Below are 17,996 nucleotides of genomic sequence, written 5' to 3'. Positions count from 1 at the left end.
GCCACACATTGTGGGTGTCTTTTGCGGATAAAAGATGTTTTTGTAACATCTGTTAATTTTCTTCTAATTTAGCTTTAGCTTCTTTCTCTGCCATAATTTTGCAGACTTGACGCACAAAATCACCGCCAAAGCTATTGGCTAGCGGCTCATCGAATTCCCACTGATAACCAGGAATATCATAACGTGCCACCTGCCGGTTTTCTGTATCACGCATATCGCTCAAAGTGCCGGCCATTTTTTTAGATGGGCAATCAATGGCATGGCGCGAATACTTCACGCGAAATTGCTTTTTAGTTACTTCATCCGTTTGATCTTCATTAAACTTCTGTTGCAACCAAACGTAGGTGTATTTAGTAGGCGCGTAATCGTCATCGTGAGTAATCGATTTCACATCGACGAGCATTTCATAATCCGCCATCACCCCATAACTGCGCCAATCGCCCTCTTTGGGAACTTCAAGCGGGCCATAGACCTCATCTTCAAATTTTCCACAGCCAGCCAGCAAAGCAATCAAGATGAGATAGCGGATCATAACCATCACCTAGCTAACTTGGCACATTGGGAAACCCAATGCTTCACGCGAATCGTAATACGCCCTTGCTACTAAGCGCGAAAGCGTCCGTACGCGGCCAATATATGCTGCACGCTCTGTCACCGAAATCGCGCCACGCGCATCCAGCAAGTTAAAGACGTGAGAGCACTTCATCACCATCTCGTAGCCTGGCAAGGCCAAGTTGGCTTCCATCAGGCGCGCGGCTTCGCTCTCAAATTTATTAAATAAATCGAGCAGCAGCGGCACATTAGCGTGTTCAAAGTTATACGTTGATTGTTCTACTTCATTTTGATGGTAGATATCGCCGTAAGTCACTTTTTGGCCATTTGGATAAACTGTCCACACTAAATCGTAAACGTTCTCCACGCCTTGCAAATACATGGCTAGTCGTTCCACACCGTAGGTGATTTCGCCCAGCACTGGCTTACAATCAATACCACCCACCTGTTGGAAATAAGTAAACTGGGTGACTTCCATCCCGTTCAACCACACTTCCCAACCTAAGCCCCACGCACCCAAGCTTGGGCTTTCCCAATCGTCTTCTACAAAGCGAATATCGTGCACACTGGTATCAATGCCCAGCTCGCGCAAGCTACCCAAATAGAGATCTTGGATATTGTCTGGCGATGGCTTTAGAGCCACTTGAAATTGGTAATAATGCTGCAAGCGATTTGGGTTTTCGCCATAACGACCATCCTTAGGACGGCGTGAAGGCTGCACATAGGCGGCATTCCAAGGCTCTGGGCCTAGGGAGCGCAGAAAGGTTGCGGTATGGAATGTACCCGCACCTACTTCAATATCGTAAGGCTGCAATAGCGCGCAACCATTACGGCCCCAGTAGTTTTGCAGCGTGAGCAGAATTTCTTGGAAAGTCAGCATATTCCCATTCTCGTTCTTTAATATTCTTAAACGCCCTGATTCTACTTGCTTTTACCCTTTATCGGGAGATCAGGATGGATCCTCAGCTTATGCTAATCACAGTATTTTGCTGTGTAAGCACTCATTGAAGTGATTTGTTTGCTTCACCAAGCAACTGAAGTGCCTGCTTAAACTCCTGCTGTTGCACGGCGTTTTCTATTTGATAAAAATGCTTGGGAAATGCCGCCTGCAATAAAACTTTATTTTTATTCATCAGCGCCTCGACCTGTGCATCTGCATTTGCTAACAGCGCCACCAATTGTAAGCAAAGCAAATCACGCTTTAGTGGATCAAACGGCACATCATTGCTCGCTACCGCCGTAGGTAAAGCCTTATGAATAGACTCGATTTGCTTGGCAAGTGAGGTTTGCAACACCGATAGAGTTTCATCTCTTAGTGTGGACATATGAATGCCCTGCTCCACGGCCACAGCCACCCGCTGCAAGCTGGCCGCCCCAATATTGGCGGCCCAGCCTATTAAAGCATGCGCCAAACGCTCTGCCGTCACCCGATCATCTTTGGCTAAGGCAGCACGAATATCAGCCACAATATGGGCTTGATTTAGTGCAAACCCTTGCAGCATCGCAATATATCGATCCTCCTTGCCTAAAACTCGCCGCAAGCCTACAACGCGATCCAAACCCAATATTTGCTCAGGTAAGACCGAAAGCGCTGGCATTGGAGCGCCAAGATCTCCCCCCCTTTGTAGAGGCTTAATCCATCGCAATATGGTTTTAAATAAATCATCTGGCTCAATCGGCTTGCTAACAAAATCCACCATCCCTGATTCTAGGCAACGCTCTCTATCTGCCTGCATCGCATTAGCCGTCATCGCCACAATGGGCAAATGGGCAAGCTGTGGCAAAGCAGTAAGATAACGTGTTGCCTCTAAGCCATCCATTTCTGGCATCTGCATATCCATCAGCACCAAGTCATATGGTTTGGCTTGCGCCATCTCAACGGCAATTCGCCCATTTGCCGCCACCTCAACCACAAAACCTGCGTCTTTAAGTAACTCAGTCGCCACCATTTGGTTTATCAGATTATCTTCAGCCAACAGAATGCGCGCCCCTTGGATACTCTCCAGTGCCCTTAAAGGAGGAGAAACATGCACCTGTGTAGCACGCTCACTCAGTTGATCGCCCAAGAGATGCATCAGGGTATCCAGCATTAAGGAGGCATTAATGGGTTTTACCAAGATATGTTCAATCCCAAGCTTTTGGCAGTCCAGCAAAACATCCTCTCGGCCATAAGCCGTCACAATCGCGATTTTAGGCATGGGTTGCAGTCCTAAAGCTTGAATTAATTCAGCCGTTTCAATGCCTGTCATATTAGGCATTTTCCAATCAAGAAGAATCACATCGAAAGGATGAGAGGGAGCGGCCTGCATAACCGCATCAATAGCCTCAGGGCCAGACGACGCCTTGCTTACCACAAAGCCCATATTGTTTAGCATATCGGCCAAGATCGTACGCGCAGTGTGATTATCATCCACCACCAAAATACGGCGACGACACGCATCAATAGCTGGCAAGCTACTCGGTGTTTTTAGCTGGCTGATGCCTAGTTTTGCAGTAAACCAAAAGGTGGAGCCATTCCCGTATTCACTCTCAACGCCAACCTCTCCCCCCATTAACTCAGCCAGTTTTTTGGATATAGCCAAGCCTAAGCCCGTCCCTCCGTATTTGCGGGAGGTGGAGCTATCTGCCTGCTGAAAGCTTTGGAATAAACGGCTAACTTGTTCGGCAGTCAAACCAATGCCGCTATCTTTCACTGCAAAATAAAGCAGCACTTCACCCTCATCATGTGCTTGCACGCGAATAACAATATCTATTTCACCCTGTTCGGTAAATTTAACTGCATTATTGGCATAGTTAATTAATATTTGGCTTAAACGCAGCGAGTCACCAATTAAATGAATAGGCACATCCAAGCCAATATCAAAAATCAACTCTAAATTTTTAGTGTAAGCTTTTTCAGAAACAAGATTTGCCACGTTATCTAGCAAATCCTCCAGATTAAACTCACTCGTCTCTACCGTCAGCTTGCCAGCTTCAATTTTTGAAAAATCCAGTACATCATTAATAATTCCAAGCAAATGCTGGCCTGATTGTTGAATTTTCTTTAAATAATCATTCTGCCGAGGATTTAATTCAGTTTTAAGCACTAAGTGGCTTAAGCCAATAATGGCATTCATTGGCGTGCGAATCTCATGGCTCATATTGGCGAGAAAATCAGACTTCATTTGTGTGGCATCTTCGGCTATTTCTTTAGCACGCAACATGGCGGCTTCTGCCTGCTTTTGCGAGGTAATATCTTTGCTACTGGCAATAACCAACATTCTTTCCTCGTCTTCCACCAAAGAAGAGGTGATTTCTACATTTAAGATTCTGCCATCGGCACAGCGATGACGAGTCTCAAACGTCCGTGGCTTACCCGTCTCCCGTAAAGCTTGTACGGCTAGATGATAACGATTTAGATCGAAATCTGGATCAATATCAGGCACGGTGAGCGTTAAACACTGCTCAGCGGAGTAACCCAAATATTCAATTGCTGCCTTATTTACATATTTTATTTGTGCCGTTTCAGAGTCTAGCCACAGCATAGCGCCCGCATTTTCTACAACATAACGATTAAACAGAATTTTTCTTTCATCCCGTTTGCGCTCAGTAATATCGTCAAGCGTAAATTGCAGTAATTGTCGGCCATGATAATTAAATAACATCAAATACACCATGGCATCCCAAATTTCGCCATTAGCCCGCTGATGCCGCCATTCAAAGGCTTCAATTCCATGCTCAAGCGCGGAATGATCTTGCCGCTCCATCGCGGTTTTAGTATCGGTGCCGTCATATTGAAAAGCGGCAGATACATCCAGCGGTGTTTTTCCTAGCAATTCTTCCTTGCTTGAAAAACCATATATTTTTACCGCCGCCGCATTGCAATCAATAAAGCCATTAATAAGAGGATCATGCACCACCAAAGGACGGTGCGACTCTTGAAACAGCATTTTGTTATAGTCTTCGCTCTCTCTTAACTCATCTTCGGCATGCTTACGCTCGGTGATATTTTGATAATAGCCATTCCAAATCACCGACCCATCTGCTTGAAGTGGCGAGGAAAAGCCGCTTAATAGCACCCAGTGCAATTGGCCATTTAAAGTAAGCCGCACAGAAGCTTCAATACTCTGAGGCTCACCACTTGCCCTTAATTGCACGGAGCTTTCTTTTATTTTTTTGAGCGCACTAAGCCGGTCTTGCTCCTCAACATAGCGCCAACATAGCTCTGGATTTTCTTTTAACTCCGCAGCTGAAACGCCAAGCACCTCTTCAACCCGGCGATTAATAAAGTTGTATCGATACTTGCCTTTGCCCAAGGTTTGCAACTGAAATACCGCAAAAGGAAGAGCGTTGGACATTTCCAATACTTGTTGATGCGCCTTAGCGATGGTGAGTTCTGTATTGCTAAGTTGCTCATTTTTTGCAATTAAAGCAGCCAATTGTTTGGCCTGCTGCCTTATTGCAGCTTGCGAGCGACGTATTTTTTGCCACTGCAATAGCAGAGCCAGCAATAATCCGCTAAGCACTAATTTGGGAAGCCAAAATGACTGGGGCCACAGCGCAATAGCTAGCACACCCGCCACTATCATCAGCGCATAAGTAAGCCTAAGCTGAAACGCAGTTAGCTTTCCCAGAAGGTCTTGGAAAATTCGTTGCGGCATCAGGCATTGATCCCGAATAAATATAAAAGGTTTAGTTAAAAAGTGCGTTAGCAAGGCCAGTGATATTTAAAAATAGACCGCCCAAGAACATCGTGCCATGTGCAATCGCAAGCAGAAATACACAAAACCCATATCATGCAGGCCTTAGCCAAAAGAAAAGCCTCTGGCAGCGCTCGGCACGGCCAGCACTTGTTAGCCATCGCCCCTATTGCACATCACATTGTGCAGCTAAAACAAATATTTTCCATTTTTTACAATTACTAACCTACGAATAACAACAAGCCTAAGTTATGCTTAAGCTACGCTTGCCTGCTCAATACATTTAAAGAACTATGAAAAAACTATTATTGATTGCTTCCCTGACGCTTTCTGCCAGTGCTCAAGCCCGCTTAGATCTTGCTCAGCTGCGTGAAGCCGCCCGCAGCCGCGATTTACCCAGCATCGCCAAAATGGCCGATGCTAGCGCTGGCGAGCCGCTAGAAATGTATCCACGTTATTACTGGCTTAGCACACAGATCTCCAGCGCCAGCGAAAGTGATGCGCAAAGCTTTTTAAAAAATTACGACAATAGCCCACTCGCAGAGCGTTTTAGAGGGGAATGGCTCAAAGAATTGGGGCGTCGTAAAAGCTGGGGGAGTTTTGAAACCGAGTACGCAAAGGTTGATAACCCAAGCAATGAATTAGTCTGCCTGCGTGCGCAAGCCGGCTTAGCCAATAATGAACGTGGCCCTTTACTAGAAGCCAAAAAACTATGGTTTTCATCCAAGCCACAAGCTGAAGCCTGTAACCCCGTGTTTGATGCCTTATTCAATAGCAATGATCTAGATAAGGCGGATGCTTGGGCTCGTATTCGTATTGCACTGAGCGGTAATCGTACCGAGCTGGCCCGCCAATTAGCGCCCCGCGTGGGCTTTCCTGCTGAATTTGGCGTTAAAAATGTAAATGCAGTCGTTGCCTCGCCCGACAAACAGCTAAGTAAGCTCTCGCTCGCCACCCCCGCTGGCCGCGAATTAGTCATCTATGCCTTAGGCCGAATTGCCAGGACAAGCCCAGACCGCGCAGCTAGCTTATTAAGTGATCTAGAGGAGCAATTACCCGCCAAAGATAAAGCATATGCTTGGCAGCAGATCGGCCTAGTTGCTGCAAAAAAACAACACGAACACGCTTCCAACTGGCTGAGCAAGGGCGATGGCCAAGGTATGGAAAGTGAGGATCGCGCTTGGGCGATTCGCGCGGCACTGCGATTCTCTGATTGGAATACCGCACTCGCCCGCATTGAAGCGCTGCCCGCCAAGGAGCAGCAAGAAAGCAGCTGGATGTATTGGAAGGCACGCATTCTTAAAGGCCAAAATAAAACCCTTGAGGCGAATCAACTCTGGGCCAGCACCGCAGAGAACCACGATTTTTACGGCTTATTATCAAGGGAAGAATTAGGCAATAGCATCGCCTCCGCCAATGTGAGCTACAAGGCAAGTAGCGAAGAAATTAAACAAGTTCGCGCCCTGCCTGGCGTGCAGCGTGCATTAGCCCTGATCGACCAAGATTGGCGCATCGAGGCCATCCGCGAGTGGAATTGGGCGATGCGCGGCCTTAGCGATCAGCAATTACTGGCCGCATCCGAGCTAGCGCTCAAGCAAAATTGGTTTGACCGCGCCATTTACTCGGCTGAACGCACCAAGCAATTACATGATTTTAGCCTGCGTTACCTGACCCCCTACCGTGAGCTGATCGAGCCTGCGGCTAAAAATGAGGGCTTAGATCCCGCTTGGGTTTACGGCCTAATGCGCCAAGAAAGCCGCTTTATCAGTAACGCTCGCTCAGGCGTTGGTGCAGGTGGGCTGATGCAGATTATGCCTGCCACCGCCAAGTGGATTGCGGCAAAAATGGGTAATAAGCACTTTAACACCGCAGAAGTTCACGATATTTCGACCAATGTCACGTTTGGTACCTTCTATTTGCGTTATATCTGGGAGCAGCTGGACGATAACCAGATTTTGGCGACGGCAGGCTACAACGCAGGGCCAGGGCGAGCCCGTGCATGGCAAGGCAAACAAACACTGGATGGCGTGATTTATATCGAAACCATTCCCTTTGATGAAACCCGTGATTACGTGAAAAAAGTGATGGCCAACGCCATTCATTACGCTCACGCATTTTCAGGGCAAGGTATGCCGCTCAAGCAAAGGCTGGCCAATATTAACGCCAAGGCTGGCTCTGCCGAAGCACCATAACAAGGCCGCAAGATGCAAAAGATTCTATTGATAGGAGGCAGCGGCTTTATTGGCCGCCAGTTGGCCGCTAAGCTCGCTACGGCAGGGCATCAAGTCACCCTGCCCACCCGCCAACGCGAACAAGTTCGGGCTGATTTACTGCTGCTCACCCACCTTAATCTGATCAACGCCGATGTGCATGATCCGGCCACCTTGGCAAAGCTAGTGGCTGGGCAAGACGTGGTAATCAATTTAGTCGGCATCTTGCAAGGCTCTGAAGCTAACTTTAAACGCGCCCATATCACCCTCACTGAAAAAATCATCGCCGCCTGTACTGAGCAAGGCGTTCGCCGCTATCTGCATATGAGCGCCTTAGGTGCAGATATACATGGGCCATCCATGTATCAGCGCAGCAAAGGCGAGGCAGAAGCCCGAATTTTAGCCAGCCGCTTAGACTGGACGATTTATCGACCATCGGTGGTATTTGGTCAGGAAGATCAATTTTTAAATCTCTTTGCATCCCTGCTTAAAATAGCGCCATTTGTGCCGCTAGCAGGAGCCGATACGCGTTTTCAGCCGGTATGGGTACAGGATGTCACCCGTGCTTTTGCCGAAGGCGTGAGCAATAAGGCCTTAATAGGCAAAACGCTTAGCCTTGTTGGCCCCAAGGTTTACACCTTAAAAGAGCTCGTTAGCTATACAGCACGGACTATTGGCGTGTGTCGCCCCATTATTTCCTTACCCAATTGGGCAGCAAGGGTGCAAGCTAGTTTAATGAGCTTCTTGCCCAATCCTCCGCTTAGCCACGACAATCTTAACTCTTTGCAAGTCGATAATATCGACTTAGCAGGCCTTGCCCCAGAGCTAGCTTGGCGGCCTATGGCCTTAGAAGCCATCGCCCCCAGCTATTTAGCAAGGGGTAAAACCAATCGCTACAACCATTTTCGTAGCCATGCAGGCAGACAATAAGCCTGCACTTTTTTTCTAAATGAAAAGGATTTAACCATGCAAATCGTTATCGGCAATCTTCCTCCTGAAATTAGCGTAGAAGAGGTGCAAACACTGCTGACCGATGAAATTGGTTTACATGAATTTGGCACAATCACCATCACCGAAGGCGGCACAGACAATGCGCTGGCCTTGGTACAGCTGCATACAGAAAGTGCCGCTGCGGCTGACGTGCTCACCGCTAAAATTTCAGGCTTTCACTGGAATGGTCGAGAGCTCAGCAGCAGTCACACCCATATGTTTAAAGAAAATTAAATCAAATATCAATCGAGTCTCAGCATGCGCATCGCCGTTTTTGACTGCAAGAAATACGATAAAGCCTCACTTAGCCAAGCCAATTTTCCCCATGGACATGAGCTGGTGTTTTTTGAAGACCGCCTCAATATCCAAACTGCAGCGCTGGCATCAGGCTTTGAAGTGGTTTGCCCATTTGTAAATGATCGTGTTGATGCGGCCACCTTAGCGCAATTAGCTAAATTAGGCGTTAAATTGGTAGCCCTACGCTGCGCTGGTTTTAACGGCGTTGATCTAGATGCAGCAGCAAAGCACAGCATCAGCGTGACGCGGGTTCCGGCTTACTCGCCCGAAGCCGTTGCCGAGCATGTATTTGCTCTACTGCTCACCTTGGTGCGCAAAACACACCGTGCCTATAACCGAGTTCGGGAAGGCAACTTCTCGCTAGATGGCTTGGTTGGCTTTAATTTGCATGGCCGCACTTTTGGTGTGATTGGCGCAGGCAAGATTGGTGCCGCCACCATGGCGATTGCGCATGGCTTTGGTTGCCAAGTACTGGCGTTTGATCGTAACCCCACGGCAGAGCGCGCGGCAGAAATGGGCTGCCAGTTTGTATCGCTGCCCGAGCTATTGGCGCAATCCGATATTATCTCGTTGCATACCCCACTCACACCAGAAACCAAGCACTTGATTAATGCCGAAACACTGGCAGGAATGAAGCACGGCGCGGTGGTGATCAATACCAGCCGAGGTGGCTTAATCGATACCAGCGCCCTGCTCGACGCACTTAAAAGCGGCCAAGTAGGCGGTGTCGGTTTAGATGTCTACGAATATGAAGAAGGCGTGTTTTTTGAAGATCTATCTGGCTCTGCGCTAGAAGACGATACGCTGGCGCGGCTCACCACCTTCCCCAATGTCATGATCACCTCGCATCAAGGTTTTTTAACCGCTGAAGCCTTAGCAAATATCGCCGAAGCAGTACTCAGTGAAGTCAGCGCCTTTGCGCTTGGCAAGCCACTGATTAATCCTGTAACGGCGTAAGTCATTGCAAGGCCTACAGCTCATTGTGTAGGCCTTGTCTTGCCATACAACGCACTCTCATCCTACAGCCAGCTAGACAATTCCTGACATCCGTATTAGCCTTCTGTAAAGATTCCCGACCTTCTCGGGGCGATACCTTGGCTTAGCAGATTGACTCTTCACTCCATCACCCGTTCCCCGCAATTTGGCCGTTGGCTACAACTGCTACCAGGCCTGATTGCCGCGTTATTTACGCTCGCTTTTGCCAGCTGGATTTTACTGACCACCGACGAAGGCAAAAAAGAGCGTAGCAATCAGCTGGAGCAAGATTTACTCTGGCAAAAACAAGCCATTACCCAGCAAATTATCGCCGATACCGACGCGATCACCGCCTTAGCCGCCACCGATTACAGCAAGCAATCCGCACTGTTTCAGGCAAGGGCCATGTCTTTAATTCAAAACAGCCCAGAAATCGTCAGCCTAGTGATCAGAAATCAAGACAATTCCAATATTTGGTGGGCCGCCCCACAGCAAAAAACACTGCCTTTTAACGGAGAAAGTGGCTGGAGCTATTTACACACCGCGCCAGAGCAGCCCCCCCTTGCCCAATTTGCGATGCCGATGGCCGATGGCCAACATTTTATTGTGGCCACGCTATCGTTTGATCGCCTACTCCAGCAACAAGTACCGTGGTGGATTGCCCAGCGCTATCAGGTGCTCTTGCTGAATCACAATTTTGTTACCCTTGCCGCAAAATCTAGCCGTCAACTCGATCCCAGCGGCCTAAAAACCCGTATCGCCCTCGATTCCCCTCCGCTAGGCCTTGCAATACAGGCCGAGCTATATCACGTGCCAAGGCATAAGCTTACCGAATCTTTGCCTTGGTTATTGCTCGTGCTGGCGATTGGTATGCTGGCCTCCACCGCACTCTTGCACCGCGTGATGCGTGTGCGCTCCTTTGCCGAATCGCAGCTCAGGGCCGAAACCGCCTTACGTCAAGCAATGGAAGACTCACTGGTGAGTGGGATGCGGGCGATGGATAAGGATGGCCGACTTATCTATGTGAATCGCGCTTTTTGCGAAATGACCGGCTTTAGCGCCGAAGAATTACTCGGCCAACAACCGCCACTGCCTTACTGGCCGCCTGAAGAACTAGAACGCTGCCATGCCGCCTTTGATGCTATTCGCCAAGGTAGAGCCGACCCGAACGGCCAAGCAGTGCGCTTTATGCGTAAGAATGGTGAGCGCTTTGATGTGAGCCTGCACGGCTCCAACTTAATCAATGCCGAAGGGCGGCATATTGGCTGGATGGGCTCGCTCTACGATATTACCGAGCTAAAACGTGAGCGCGAAGTATTACAAGCCTCACATCAACGCTTTGTCACGGTACTCGACGGCCTAGATACCGCCGTGGCCGTGAGCGACGCCGATAGTGGCGAGCTGCTCATGAGCAACCGGCAATTTGATCGCTCATTTAATCTGCCAGATCGACGTGGCCGCTGCTGCATCGTGCCATTTAGCGCCCGCCGCTTTGATACTCCGGTTGATTCCGAGTGGTATGACGCCCTTCATAAACGCTGGTTTCAGATTAAAAGCCGCCATAATTTATGGGTGGATGATTCCGATGTTTGGCTAGAAGTTGCCACCGATATTACCGCGCTAAAATCTGCTGCCGAACGCGAACGGCTACAAAATGAAAAACTGCAGCAAACCAGCCGCTTAATCTCGATGGGCGAAATGGCCTCCAGCCTTGCGCATGAGCTTAATCAACCACTGGGCGCGATTGCCAGCTATGCCTCTGGCTGCCGCAATATTCTGGGCAATCCCACGCCTAATTTGCAGCAGCTATCGCAAGCCATCGACAAAATGGGCGAGCAGGCCAGACGCGCTGGGCAGATTATTCGTGGCATTAGGGAGTTTGTGCAGCGCCGTGCGCCGCATCGCCGCCGCTGCACCATTACCGGCCTGCTCGATACTGTGCTGGATTTGCAATCTCACGAGGCCGTTAGACGACAAGTTGCGATTAGTATTTCAGAATCGAGCGACTTGCCAGACCTTTATGTCGATCCCATCATGCTGGAACAGGTATTATTCAATTTGATCCGAAACGCCATGGAAGCCATGAGCGATACCCCGATCGAACAAAGAACATTAGCAATTATGCTCAGCCGCGAGCATGATTACTTACAAGTTATCATTGCGGATCGTGGCACTGGTATTAGCGCCGAACAAATGGAACAATTGTTCAAACCGTTTTACACCACCAAAGACACGGGAATGGGGATGGGGCTGAATATTTGCCGCTCGATTATTGAATACCACCAAGGCCGTCTTTGGGCAGAAAACAATCCTAGCGGCGGTTGCCGCTTTATCTTTACTGTTCCGTTCTCTGAGGAATCTCAGGCGAATGAACCTTGATCGCCGCATGCAATGCAGCGTTTTTTTCATCCCATATTTAAACTGACGGCCGCTTGACTGCCCCATCAGAGGAACCCACGCTAATGAACCTTGATCGCCGCATTGCAATTGTTGATGACGATGACGCTATTCGTGATGCCCTCGTCTGGCTATTTTCCACCCGCAATCATCGTGCCGATAGCTACGCCAGTGCCGAAGCGCTGCTTGCGGATTACTCACCCGAGCGCTATGGCTGCCTGCTACTGGATGTACGCATGCCCGGCATGGGCGGCTTAGAGCTGTTTGATCGGATTAAAGAGCACCCATATTGCCCTCCCGTGGTGTTTTTAACCGGTCACGGCGATGTGCCGATGGCTGTTGGCGCGTTAAAACAAGGTGCAACCGATTTCGTTGAAAAGCCGTTTAATGATAACGATATCGTTGATCTGGTTGAGCGCTGCCTTGCCAACGACGCCACCAAGCGCGGTGTGTGGCAAATCAAAATGCAAATCACCAAGCGCCTTGGCACACTCACCCCACGTGAGCGTGAAGTGATGAAGCTGATCCTTACCGGCCGCTTAAATAAACAAATCGCCGATGATTTATCCATCTCAATGAAAACCGTCGAAGTTCACCGCGCACGGATTTTAGAAAAGATGCAGGTCAAAACCGCCATGGAACTCGCAGCCCTACTGCGCGGATCTGGGGTTGAGCCTTAATACTTCAAAAACCTAAAACAATCATGTAGGGTGGGCACGTTTTTGTGCCCACGCGGTGGGTGCGTTTTGCTAAATTAAACGCGTGGGCACGGGTGCCCACCCTACAGACCACATATTTTTTGCCGCATTTAGTTCTTCAACGTTCATCCTGCCATCAAAGTCCGCCATGCTCATGCTGCTCTCTCCAGCCAAAACACTGGATTACACTACTCCGCCGGTCACCTCTGACTTCAGCCTGCCTGATTTTTTAGATCACTCCGCCCAGCTGATTACGCTGCTTAAGCAACAATCACCAGCACAAATTGCCAGCCTGATGAAGCTATCTGATCCACTGGCTGCGTTGAATGTTGGGCGTTATCAAGCATGGCATCCAAACTTCACGCCAAGCAATGCCAAGCAAGCCGTACTGGCTTTTATGGGTGATGTTTATGAGGGGCTGAATGCGGGGGAAATGAATCAAACTCAGCTAGATTATCTATCCAAGCATCTGCGCATCTTATCCGGCCTATACGGCCTGCTACGCCCTTTGGATTTAATTCAACCCTATCGCCTAGAAATGGGCACATCACTCCCCAATCCTGCGGGCAATCATCTCTACGCCTTTTGGGGCGAGACGATTACCAAGGCAATCAATCAGCTACAGCCTAAGGTGGTGGTTAATCTAGCCTCTACCGAATACTTTAAATCTGTTAAACCCAAGCTATTAAATAGCCCGCTGATTACACCGGTATTTGAAGATTATAAAAACGGTAAATATAAAACCATCAGCTTCTACGCCAAACGCGCCCGAGGCCTAATGGTACGCTGGGCCGCCAGCCATAACATTAATCAGGCCGAAGATTTAAAAGCTTTTAATAGCGAAGGCTATCAATTCACCCCTAGCGTATCAAATGGCATGAGCTGGGTATTTAGACGTAATATTGAATAGAAATATCGCCATATTGTTGTGCTTTATTACTACTTCCTCCAGCTACAAGCTATATTCATCCATTCAAGCTCAATTATTTTTAGGGTGGCTTAGACGAGCGTTTTTTGCTAGGCGTAACCCCAATCCTATCAACTTAAGATTTAAGCAACATGTAGGGTGGGCAAGGCGGTTTATCTTGCCCACGCGGATACGCGGCGTGGGCAAAAAACGCGCCCACCCTACGATGTTTTAAATGCTTGCAATAGTGCAATCCAAGTTAAAGCCTGTTTAAAAATTAAAACATTGCCCTTAAGTTGATAGGATTGGGCGTAACCCACCCTACCACTTAATTATTGCGTTCAGCCCACTTTCTGAATACCCAGCTTTGCGGTTCTCTTTTGCCAGTACGGGCAAAATCTAATAAATGCGTCGCCTCTTGCATCGCTATATGCGCAAGATAAGCATCATGGTTCCCAGCAAATAGTAATTGATCACCAAAGCGCAGCGGCGTATCTAATGCTGGCCAAAGCTGCGCTTCTTCATCGTGCAAACGCAATAACACTTGGCATTTTAATTTTCCCTCGGCAAAAGGATCGTTAATCCAATGCCCTAAGCGCAAAGATGGCACCGGATTGGCTAAAAATGCGTGCACCGCCGCAGTACTTTTAGCATTTAGGGTAATACTCCAAATCTCTGGCACTTTACCATGGCATAAATTAGTCAATTGATCAATTAAGGCCTTAGCCCAAGCTTCATCCTCATCTTTTATTAAATCTAAGAATTGCGCTAATAATGGCGTTTCAATCGAACGTAAACATTCATGCGCCACAATCTCGCTACGAATCGACGTAATATCAGGCTTAAAAGCTTCAAACAATAAATGGTTATCGCGCAGATTTTGCCTTGCCACCACAAATAGCTTGGGGTTAATCGATCTGGCCGTAGCCAATGCCGATAAATTATTAATATCGTGATCATGGCAAACCAATAAGCCCGAAGCGCGCTCAATGCCTGCTGCAATTAAAGCGGGGGCATTTACGCCTAGGGCCTGCACAAACTCTGCTGGCAATAAATCAGGCTGCGGATCAGGATCAATCACGGTAACGCTCGCCCCCTCTTGTAGCAAAGCCGCGCGCATGGACATACCAAAACGGCCATACCCCACAATCACCCAATGCCCGCTAGGAGGGCGCACTAATCCAGCAATGGGCTGCCCAGGAAAATCTGAAAGTAAATTCCATAAGCGATAAGTATGCGGTGCGTGTAAAAGCATTTGAAATTGCTTGCCCACCGCATTAAACATATTAATTACTTTATTTGCGCCAAACGATTGCATATTGTCTGCAACCGCCTTGTTCTTACAGCGGCAAATAGAAACTAATTTAGGCTGTAAAACAAAGGCCGCCATCGCAATTGCCAAATTAACGTTTTCATCCCCTGTAATAGCCAACACCCCTCGGCACATGGCGTGCTGAATGCCGGCTATTTTTAGTAATTCAGGATTAGAGGCATCCCCCGCATAATAAACAGGATCTGAATGAAAACCGGCCAGAGATAAATCATTCACCCGCGCTTCTTTTTGCTCCACCACTACAAAGCGAATATTTAAATCATCCAGTACTTTGCAGAGCAAACGACCTGTTTGCCCATAGCCACAAATTAAATAAAATGGCTCACGCAAACGATGTACTTTATTTTTAAACCTAGCGTATTGAACTGCCCGCTTTAATGTTTGATCATTAAATAAAGTGAAAATAGATCCTAAATTATAAGCCCAACCAGTTACCGACAAATAGATACAGCATAAAACCCATAAGCGCTGCGAATAAGAAAACGGGTAAGGCGTTTCACCGAAGCCAATAGAGGTTGCGGTATAGCTAATAAAATAAAAGGCATGGAAAAAATCCATATGATAAGGGCGTCCCTGATCATCAATCCCTTGAATCAGCACCAAGCCTAAAACCGAAATGGCATAAATAAGAATCAGCGTAATAATCGGCGCACGCATGCGCCGCATCACCATAAAAAAGATATTAGGCATCAGAAATAGCCTAGCGCCGATGCTGCAAGGTTTCGCCAATCAGCAATACCACCGAAACCACATTGGCGGCGAGTGCTCCGGCAGAAAAAGACACCACCATCGAGGTAACATCTGGCGTCATCCCAACTTGGGTAACATACATCGCGTGCCCCCAAACTAAAGCTGCAGCAATTAATTGTAAATCGGCGACTAAACTGGTTGCCAAATGCAAAGCCCCCACTTGGGTACGATCGCCAAATTTAATCACGGTAGCAATCAAGCTCACCACTATCGCCAAAAACAGCTCAAAGACATCATGCTGATGCGCAACATCCATTGGCCCCAGCACAAAGCCAAAATTAAGGGTAAATGCCAACAGGATAAAAAATCCAAATACTACTTTTTCAATATTCATGCTGCATTTTATCCATCGCAATTAATCAAAGCATGATAAATCATAGGATATATATCACAATGTATATCTTTACTTTGTAATATCTTTCGATATTTATCTCGCTTCATTCAGCAGTAAATACTAAAAACGCACTCATCGATTTGACAGCGACCAAGATTAATTAGCTGATAATTTGTAAGCACTACACGCTGCTAAGCAGCTTACTAATCAGCTTTTTTTTACAAATAACACTCTCCGACACAAAATAAAAATACTTACACAAACAATTACAATCATCATTTTAGAAATTACATTTTTACAACGCTTTACTTAAATTACACGACAATTTTAACCCTATATTTTATGATGTGTAATTGCATCTTAATAAGATACAGCTATAGTTTTAGCTTATATTTTTCATCTTAGATAAGCCATCGTAAGCAGAGTCGCTTTATCTCCGAAACAAAACTACACAACAAAGGCCCACTATGTCAATGGAATTGGCGTATATAGATAATAACCATATAAACAGTGAATCTCCTCTTTTAAAATCGCCCGTTTTTCAACAATTTCTATATATGGCGCTCCCCACCATTGTGGGCCTGGTTATTAACGGCATGTATATTGTTGTAAATGGCTTATTTATATCACGCGGCATTGGCTATCATGCAATGGGTGCCGTCTCTGCTGTTTTCCCTATCCAAATGCTTCTACTTGCAATGAGCACAATGCAAGGCAGTGGAATGGCCTCAATTATTTCAAGGCATTTAGGGGCTAAACAATACGAAGAAGCCTCTCGTGTTTTTTCTGCATCATTCTTACTTGCCATTACTAGCGCAATTATTATTTCAGCCTTACTCATGATCTTCAGGCCATCCATTTATGCATTATTGGCCGTACCTAATGAATTTATACAAGAGGCAGATAGCTACCTTGTACCGGTACTTATTTTCTCTGTCGTTGGATTTATTAGCAATCAAATCACCGAAAGCTTTCGTGCATCAGGCAACCCCAAAGCAATGATGCAGGTATTATCTACTGGATCTATTCTAAATATTATTTTTGATGCCCTCTTTATTTTTGTTTTTAAATGGGGCGTTGCTGGCGCGGCATGGGCCACCGCTTGTGCCATGACCTTAGCCTTAGTTTTAGCATTACACCTACAACGCAAAGGCGAGAATGCAGCAAAATTCAAGCCACAGTATCTTGTATCTAAATTAAAAGTTTATTTAGATATAATCAGTTTTGGCATGCCTGTTTTACTTTCACATGGTGGTTTTTCAATCATCATGGCCATATCGGTATACTCTATTTCTGTTGTAGCACCAGAGCAATCTAGCACACTGATTAGCGCGCACGGTATTTTAATGCGCTGCTATATGTTTTTATTCCTGCCCATTATTGGCATGATGATCGCTTTACAAACTCTATCTGCATTTAACTACGGCGCACGCCAATTTAAACGAGTACAGCAGGCTTATATTTCTGCCCTTATTTGTAGTACAACATGGGGATTACTCGTTACAGTACTGCTTTGCTTTAATTCTGAATGGCTATTACAGCTCTTTACACAAAGCAATGAAATTATCTATGAAGGCAAAAAGATTGCAGCAATTTGTTTTCTTGGTTTTCTTGCTTCGGGCGTATGTATGATGTCTAGCGGTTTATTTCAAGGAATGGGAAAAGCACTACCTGCCATGCTTCTTGATGCAGCTAGAACATATATTCTGCTTATTCCTCTTATTTTTATACTGCCACTCTTTTTTCATAGCACGGGAATCTGGCTGTCTTTCCCCATTGCTGATTTTATTGGTGGAGCAATAGCCCTCACGTTCTCAAGCCGCTATTTAATAAAACTCACAAAACCAATAAAAACAAACCAACACTGATTCTAT

13 protein-coding genes are annotated in these 17,996 nt (G+C 47.0%); 8 read left to right on the top strand and 5 right to left on the bottom strand.

Annotated elements, in window-relative coordinates; translation table 11 throughout:
• Positions 1-52 precede the first annotated feature (52 nt).
• The 3 genes from Q0R17_RS03055 to Q0R17_RS03045 form a co-directional block, all read right to left on the bottom strand.
• Complete coding sequence (locus Q0R17_RS03055; RefSeq protein ID WP_293932018.1) at positions 53-532, bottom strand: hypothetical protein; 480 nt, start codon at positions 530-532, stop codon at positions 53-55.
• Between the two features lie 9 nt (positions 533-541).
• Positions 542-1,432: a glycine--tRNA ligase subunit alpha gene (gene glyQ / locus Q0R17_RS03050; RefSeq protein WP_130106439.1), complete on the bottom strand. Its 891-nt coding sequence runs from the start codon at positions 1,430-1,432 to the stop codon at positions 542-544.
• Positions 1,433-1,553: 121 nt separating this feature from the next.
• Positions 1,554-5,192, bottom strand: a complete 3,639-nt coding sequence (locus tag Q0R17_RS03045) for a PAS domain-containing hybrid sensor histidine kinase/response regulator (protein WP_293932017.1) — start codon at positions 5,190-5,192, stop codon at positions 1,554-1,556.
• Between the two features lie 332 nt (positions 5,193-5,524).
• Between Q0R17_RS03045 and Q0R17_RS03040 the strand changes: the two genes are divergently transcribed.
• The 7 genes from Q0R17_RS03040 to yaaA all read left to right on the top strand — a co-directional run bounded on the left by Q0R17_RS03040 (position 5,525) and on the right by yaaA (position 13,708).
• Entirely contained in the window at positions 5,525-7,423 is a 1,899-nt protein-coding gene (locus Q0R17_RS03040) for a lytic transglycosylase domain-containing protein (protein ID WP_293932015.1), read from the top strand.
• A 12-nt stretch (positions 7,424-7,435) separates the two neighbouring features.
• Positions 7,436-8,371 carry a complex I NDUFA9 subunit family protein gene (locus Q0R17_RS03035; protein WP_293932013.1) on the top strand — a complete coding sequence of 312 codons (936 nt, stop codon included), beginning with the start codon at positions 7,436-7,438 and terminating at the stop codon, positions 8,369-8,371.
• 36 nt (positions 8,372-8,407) lie between these two features.
• Positions 8,408-8,665 carry a hypothetical protein gene (locus Q0R17_RS03030; RefSeq protein ID WP_293932011.1) on the top strand — a complete coding sequence of 86 codons (258 nt, stop codon included), beginning with the start codon at positions 8,408-8,410 and terminating at the stop codon, positions 8,663-8,665.
• A 24-nt stretch (positions 8,666-8,689) separates the two neighbouring features.
• Positions 8,690-9,685, top strand: coding sequence for a 2-hydroxyacid dehydrogenase (locus tag Q0R17_RS03025; protein WP_293932009.1), 996 nt, complete (start codon positions 8,690-8,692; stop codon positions 9,683-9,685).
• 150 nt (positions 9,686-9,835) lie between these two features.
• Positions 9,836-12,082, top strand: a complete 2,247-nt coding sequence (locus Q0R17_RS03020; protein WP_293932007.1) for a PAS domain S-box protein — start codon at positions 9,836-9,838, stop codon at positions 12,080-12,082.
• 83 nt (positions 12,083-12,165) lie between these two features.
• On the top strand, positions 12,166-12,780 hold the full coding sequence (locus tag Q0R17_RS03015) for a response regulator transcription factor (protein WP_130106433.1): 615 nt from the start codon (positions 12,166-12,168) through the stop codon (positions 12,778-12,780).
• A 166-nt stretch (positions 12,781-12,946) separates the two neighbouring features.
• Positions 12,947-13,708, top strand: coding sequence for a peroxide stress protein YaaA (gene yaaA, locus Q0R17_RS03010; protein WP_293932004.1), 762 nt, complete (start codon positions 12,947-12,949; stop codon positions 13,706-13,708).
• Between the two features lie 325 nt (positions 13,709-14,033).
• Here the strand turns inward: yaaA and Q0R17_RS03005 are convergent, their stop codons facing one another.
• Positions 14,034-15,728, bottom strand: a complete 1,695-nt coding sequence (locus Q0R17_RS03005) for a TrkA family potassium uptake protein (RefSeq protein ID WP_293932003.1) — start codon at positions 15,726-15,728, stop codon at positions 14,034-14,036.
• Positions 15,729-15,738: 10 nt separating this feature from the next.
• Positions 15,739-16,122 (bottom strand): DUF6394 family protein, encoded by a 384-nt coding sequence (locus tag Q0R17_RS03000; protein WP_293932002.1) that lies wholly within the window; start codon positions 16,120-16,122, stop codon positions 15,739-15,741.
• A gap of 467 nt (positions 16,123-16,589) precedes the next feature.
• On the opposite strand from Q0R17_RS03000, the gene Q0R17_RS02995 reads away from it, so the two are divergent.
• Entirely contained in the window at positions 16,590-17,990 is a 1,401-nt protein-coding gene (locus Q0R17_RS02995) for an MATE family efflux transporter (protein WP_293932001.1), read from the top strand.
• The last annotated feature ends 6 nt before the right edge of the window (positions 17,991-17,996 follow it).

It is taken from the genome of Iodobacter sp. (genome assembly GCF_025352645.1).
Taxonomy (GTDB): domain Bacteria; phylum Pseudomonadota; class Gammaproteobacteria; order Burkholderiales; family Chitinibacteraceae; genus Iodobacter.
Note: the sequence above shows the minus strand (reverse complement) of the source record. Positions and strands in the feature narration are given on the sequence as shown.

What these genes read in the sequence shown, in the direction of transcription:
- Q0R17_RS03055 (WP_293932018.1), bottom strand. Translation starts at nt 532, where the DNA reads ATGATCCGCTATCTCATCTTGATTGCTTTGCTGGCTGGCTGTGGAAAA.
- glyQ (WP_130106439.1), bottom strand. Translation starts at nt 1,432, where the DNA reads ATGCTGACTTTCCAAGAAATTCTGCTCACGCTGCAAAACTACTGGGGC.
- Q0R17_RS03045 (WP_293932017.1), bottom strand. Translation starts at nt 5,192, where the DNA reads ATGCCGCAACGAATTTTCCAAGACCTTCTGGGAAAGCTAACTGCGTTT.
- Q0R17_RS03040 (WP_293932015.1), top strand. Translation starts at nt 5,525, where the DNA reads ATGAAAAAACTATTATTGATTGCTTCCCTGACGCTTTCTGCCAGTGCT.
- Q0R17_RS03035 (WP_293932013.1), top strand. Translation starts at nt 7,436, where the DNA reads ATGCAAAAGATTCTATTGATAGGAGGCAGCGGCTTTATTGGCCGCCAG.
- Q0R17_RS03030 (WP_293932011.1), top strand. Translation starts at nt 8,408, where the DNA reads ATGCAAATCGTTATCGGCAATCTTCCTCCTGAAATTAGCGTAGAAGAG.
- Q0R17_RS03025 (WP_293932009.1), top strand. Translation starts at nt 8,690, where the DNA reads ATGCGCATCGCCGTTTTTGACTGCAAGAAATACGATAAAGCCTCACTT.
- Q0R17_RS03015 (WP_130106433.1), top strand. Translation starts at nt 12,166, where the DNA reads ATGAACCTTGATCGCCGCATTGCAATTGTTGATGACGATGACGCTATT.
- yaaA (WP_293932004.1), top strand. Translation starts at nt 12,947, where the DNA reads ATGCTCATGCTGCTCTCTCCAGCCAAAACACTGGATTACACTACTCCG.
- Q0R17_RS03005 (WP_293932003.1), bottom strand. Translation starts at nt 15,728, where the DNA reads ATGCCTAATATCTTTTTTATGGTGATGCGGCGCATGCGTGCGCCGATT.
- Q0R17_RS03000 (WP_293932002.1), bottom strand. Translation starts at nt 16,122, where the DNA reads ATGAATATTGAAAAAGTAGTATTTGGATTTTTTATCCTGTTGGCATTT.
- Q0R17_RS02995 (WP_293932001.1), top strand. Translation starts at nt 16,590, where the DNA reads ATGTCAATGGAATTGGCGTATATAGATAATAACCATATAAACAGTGAA.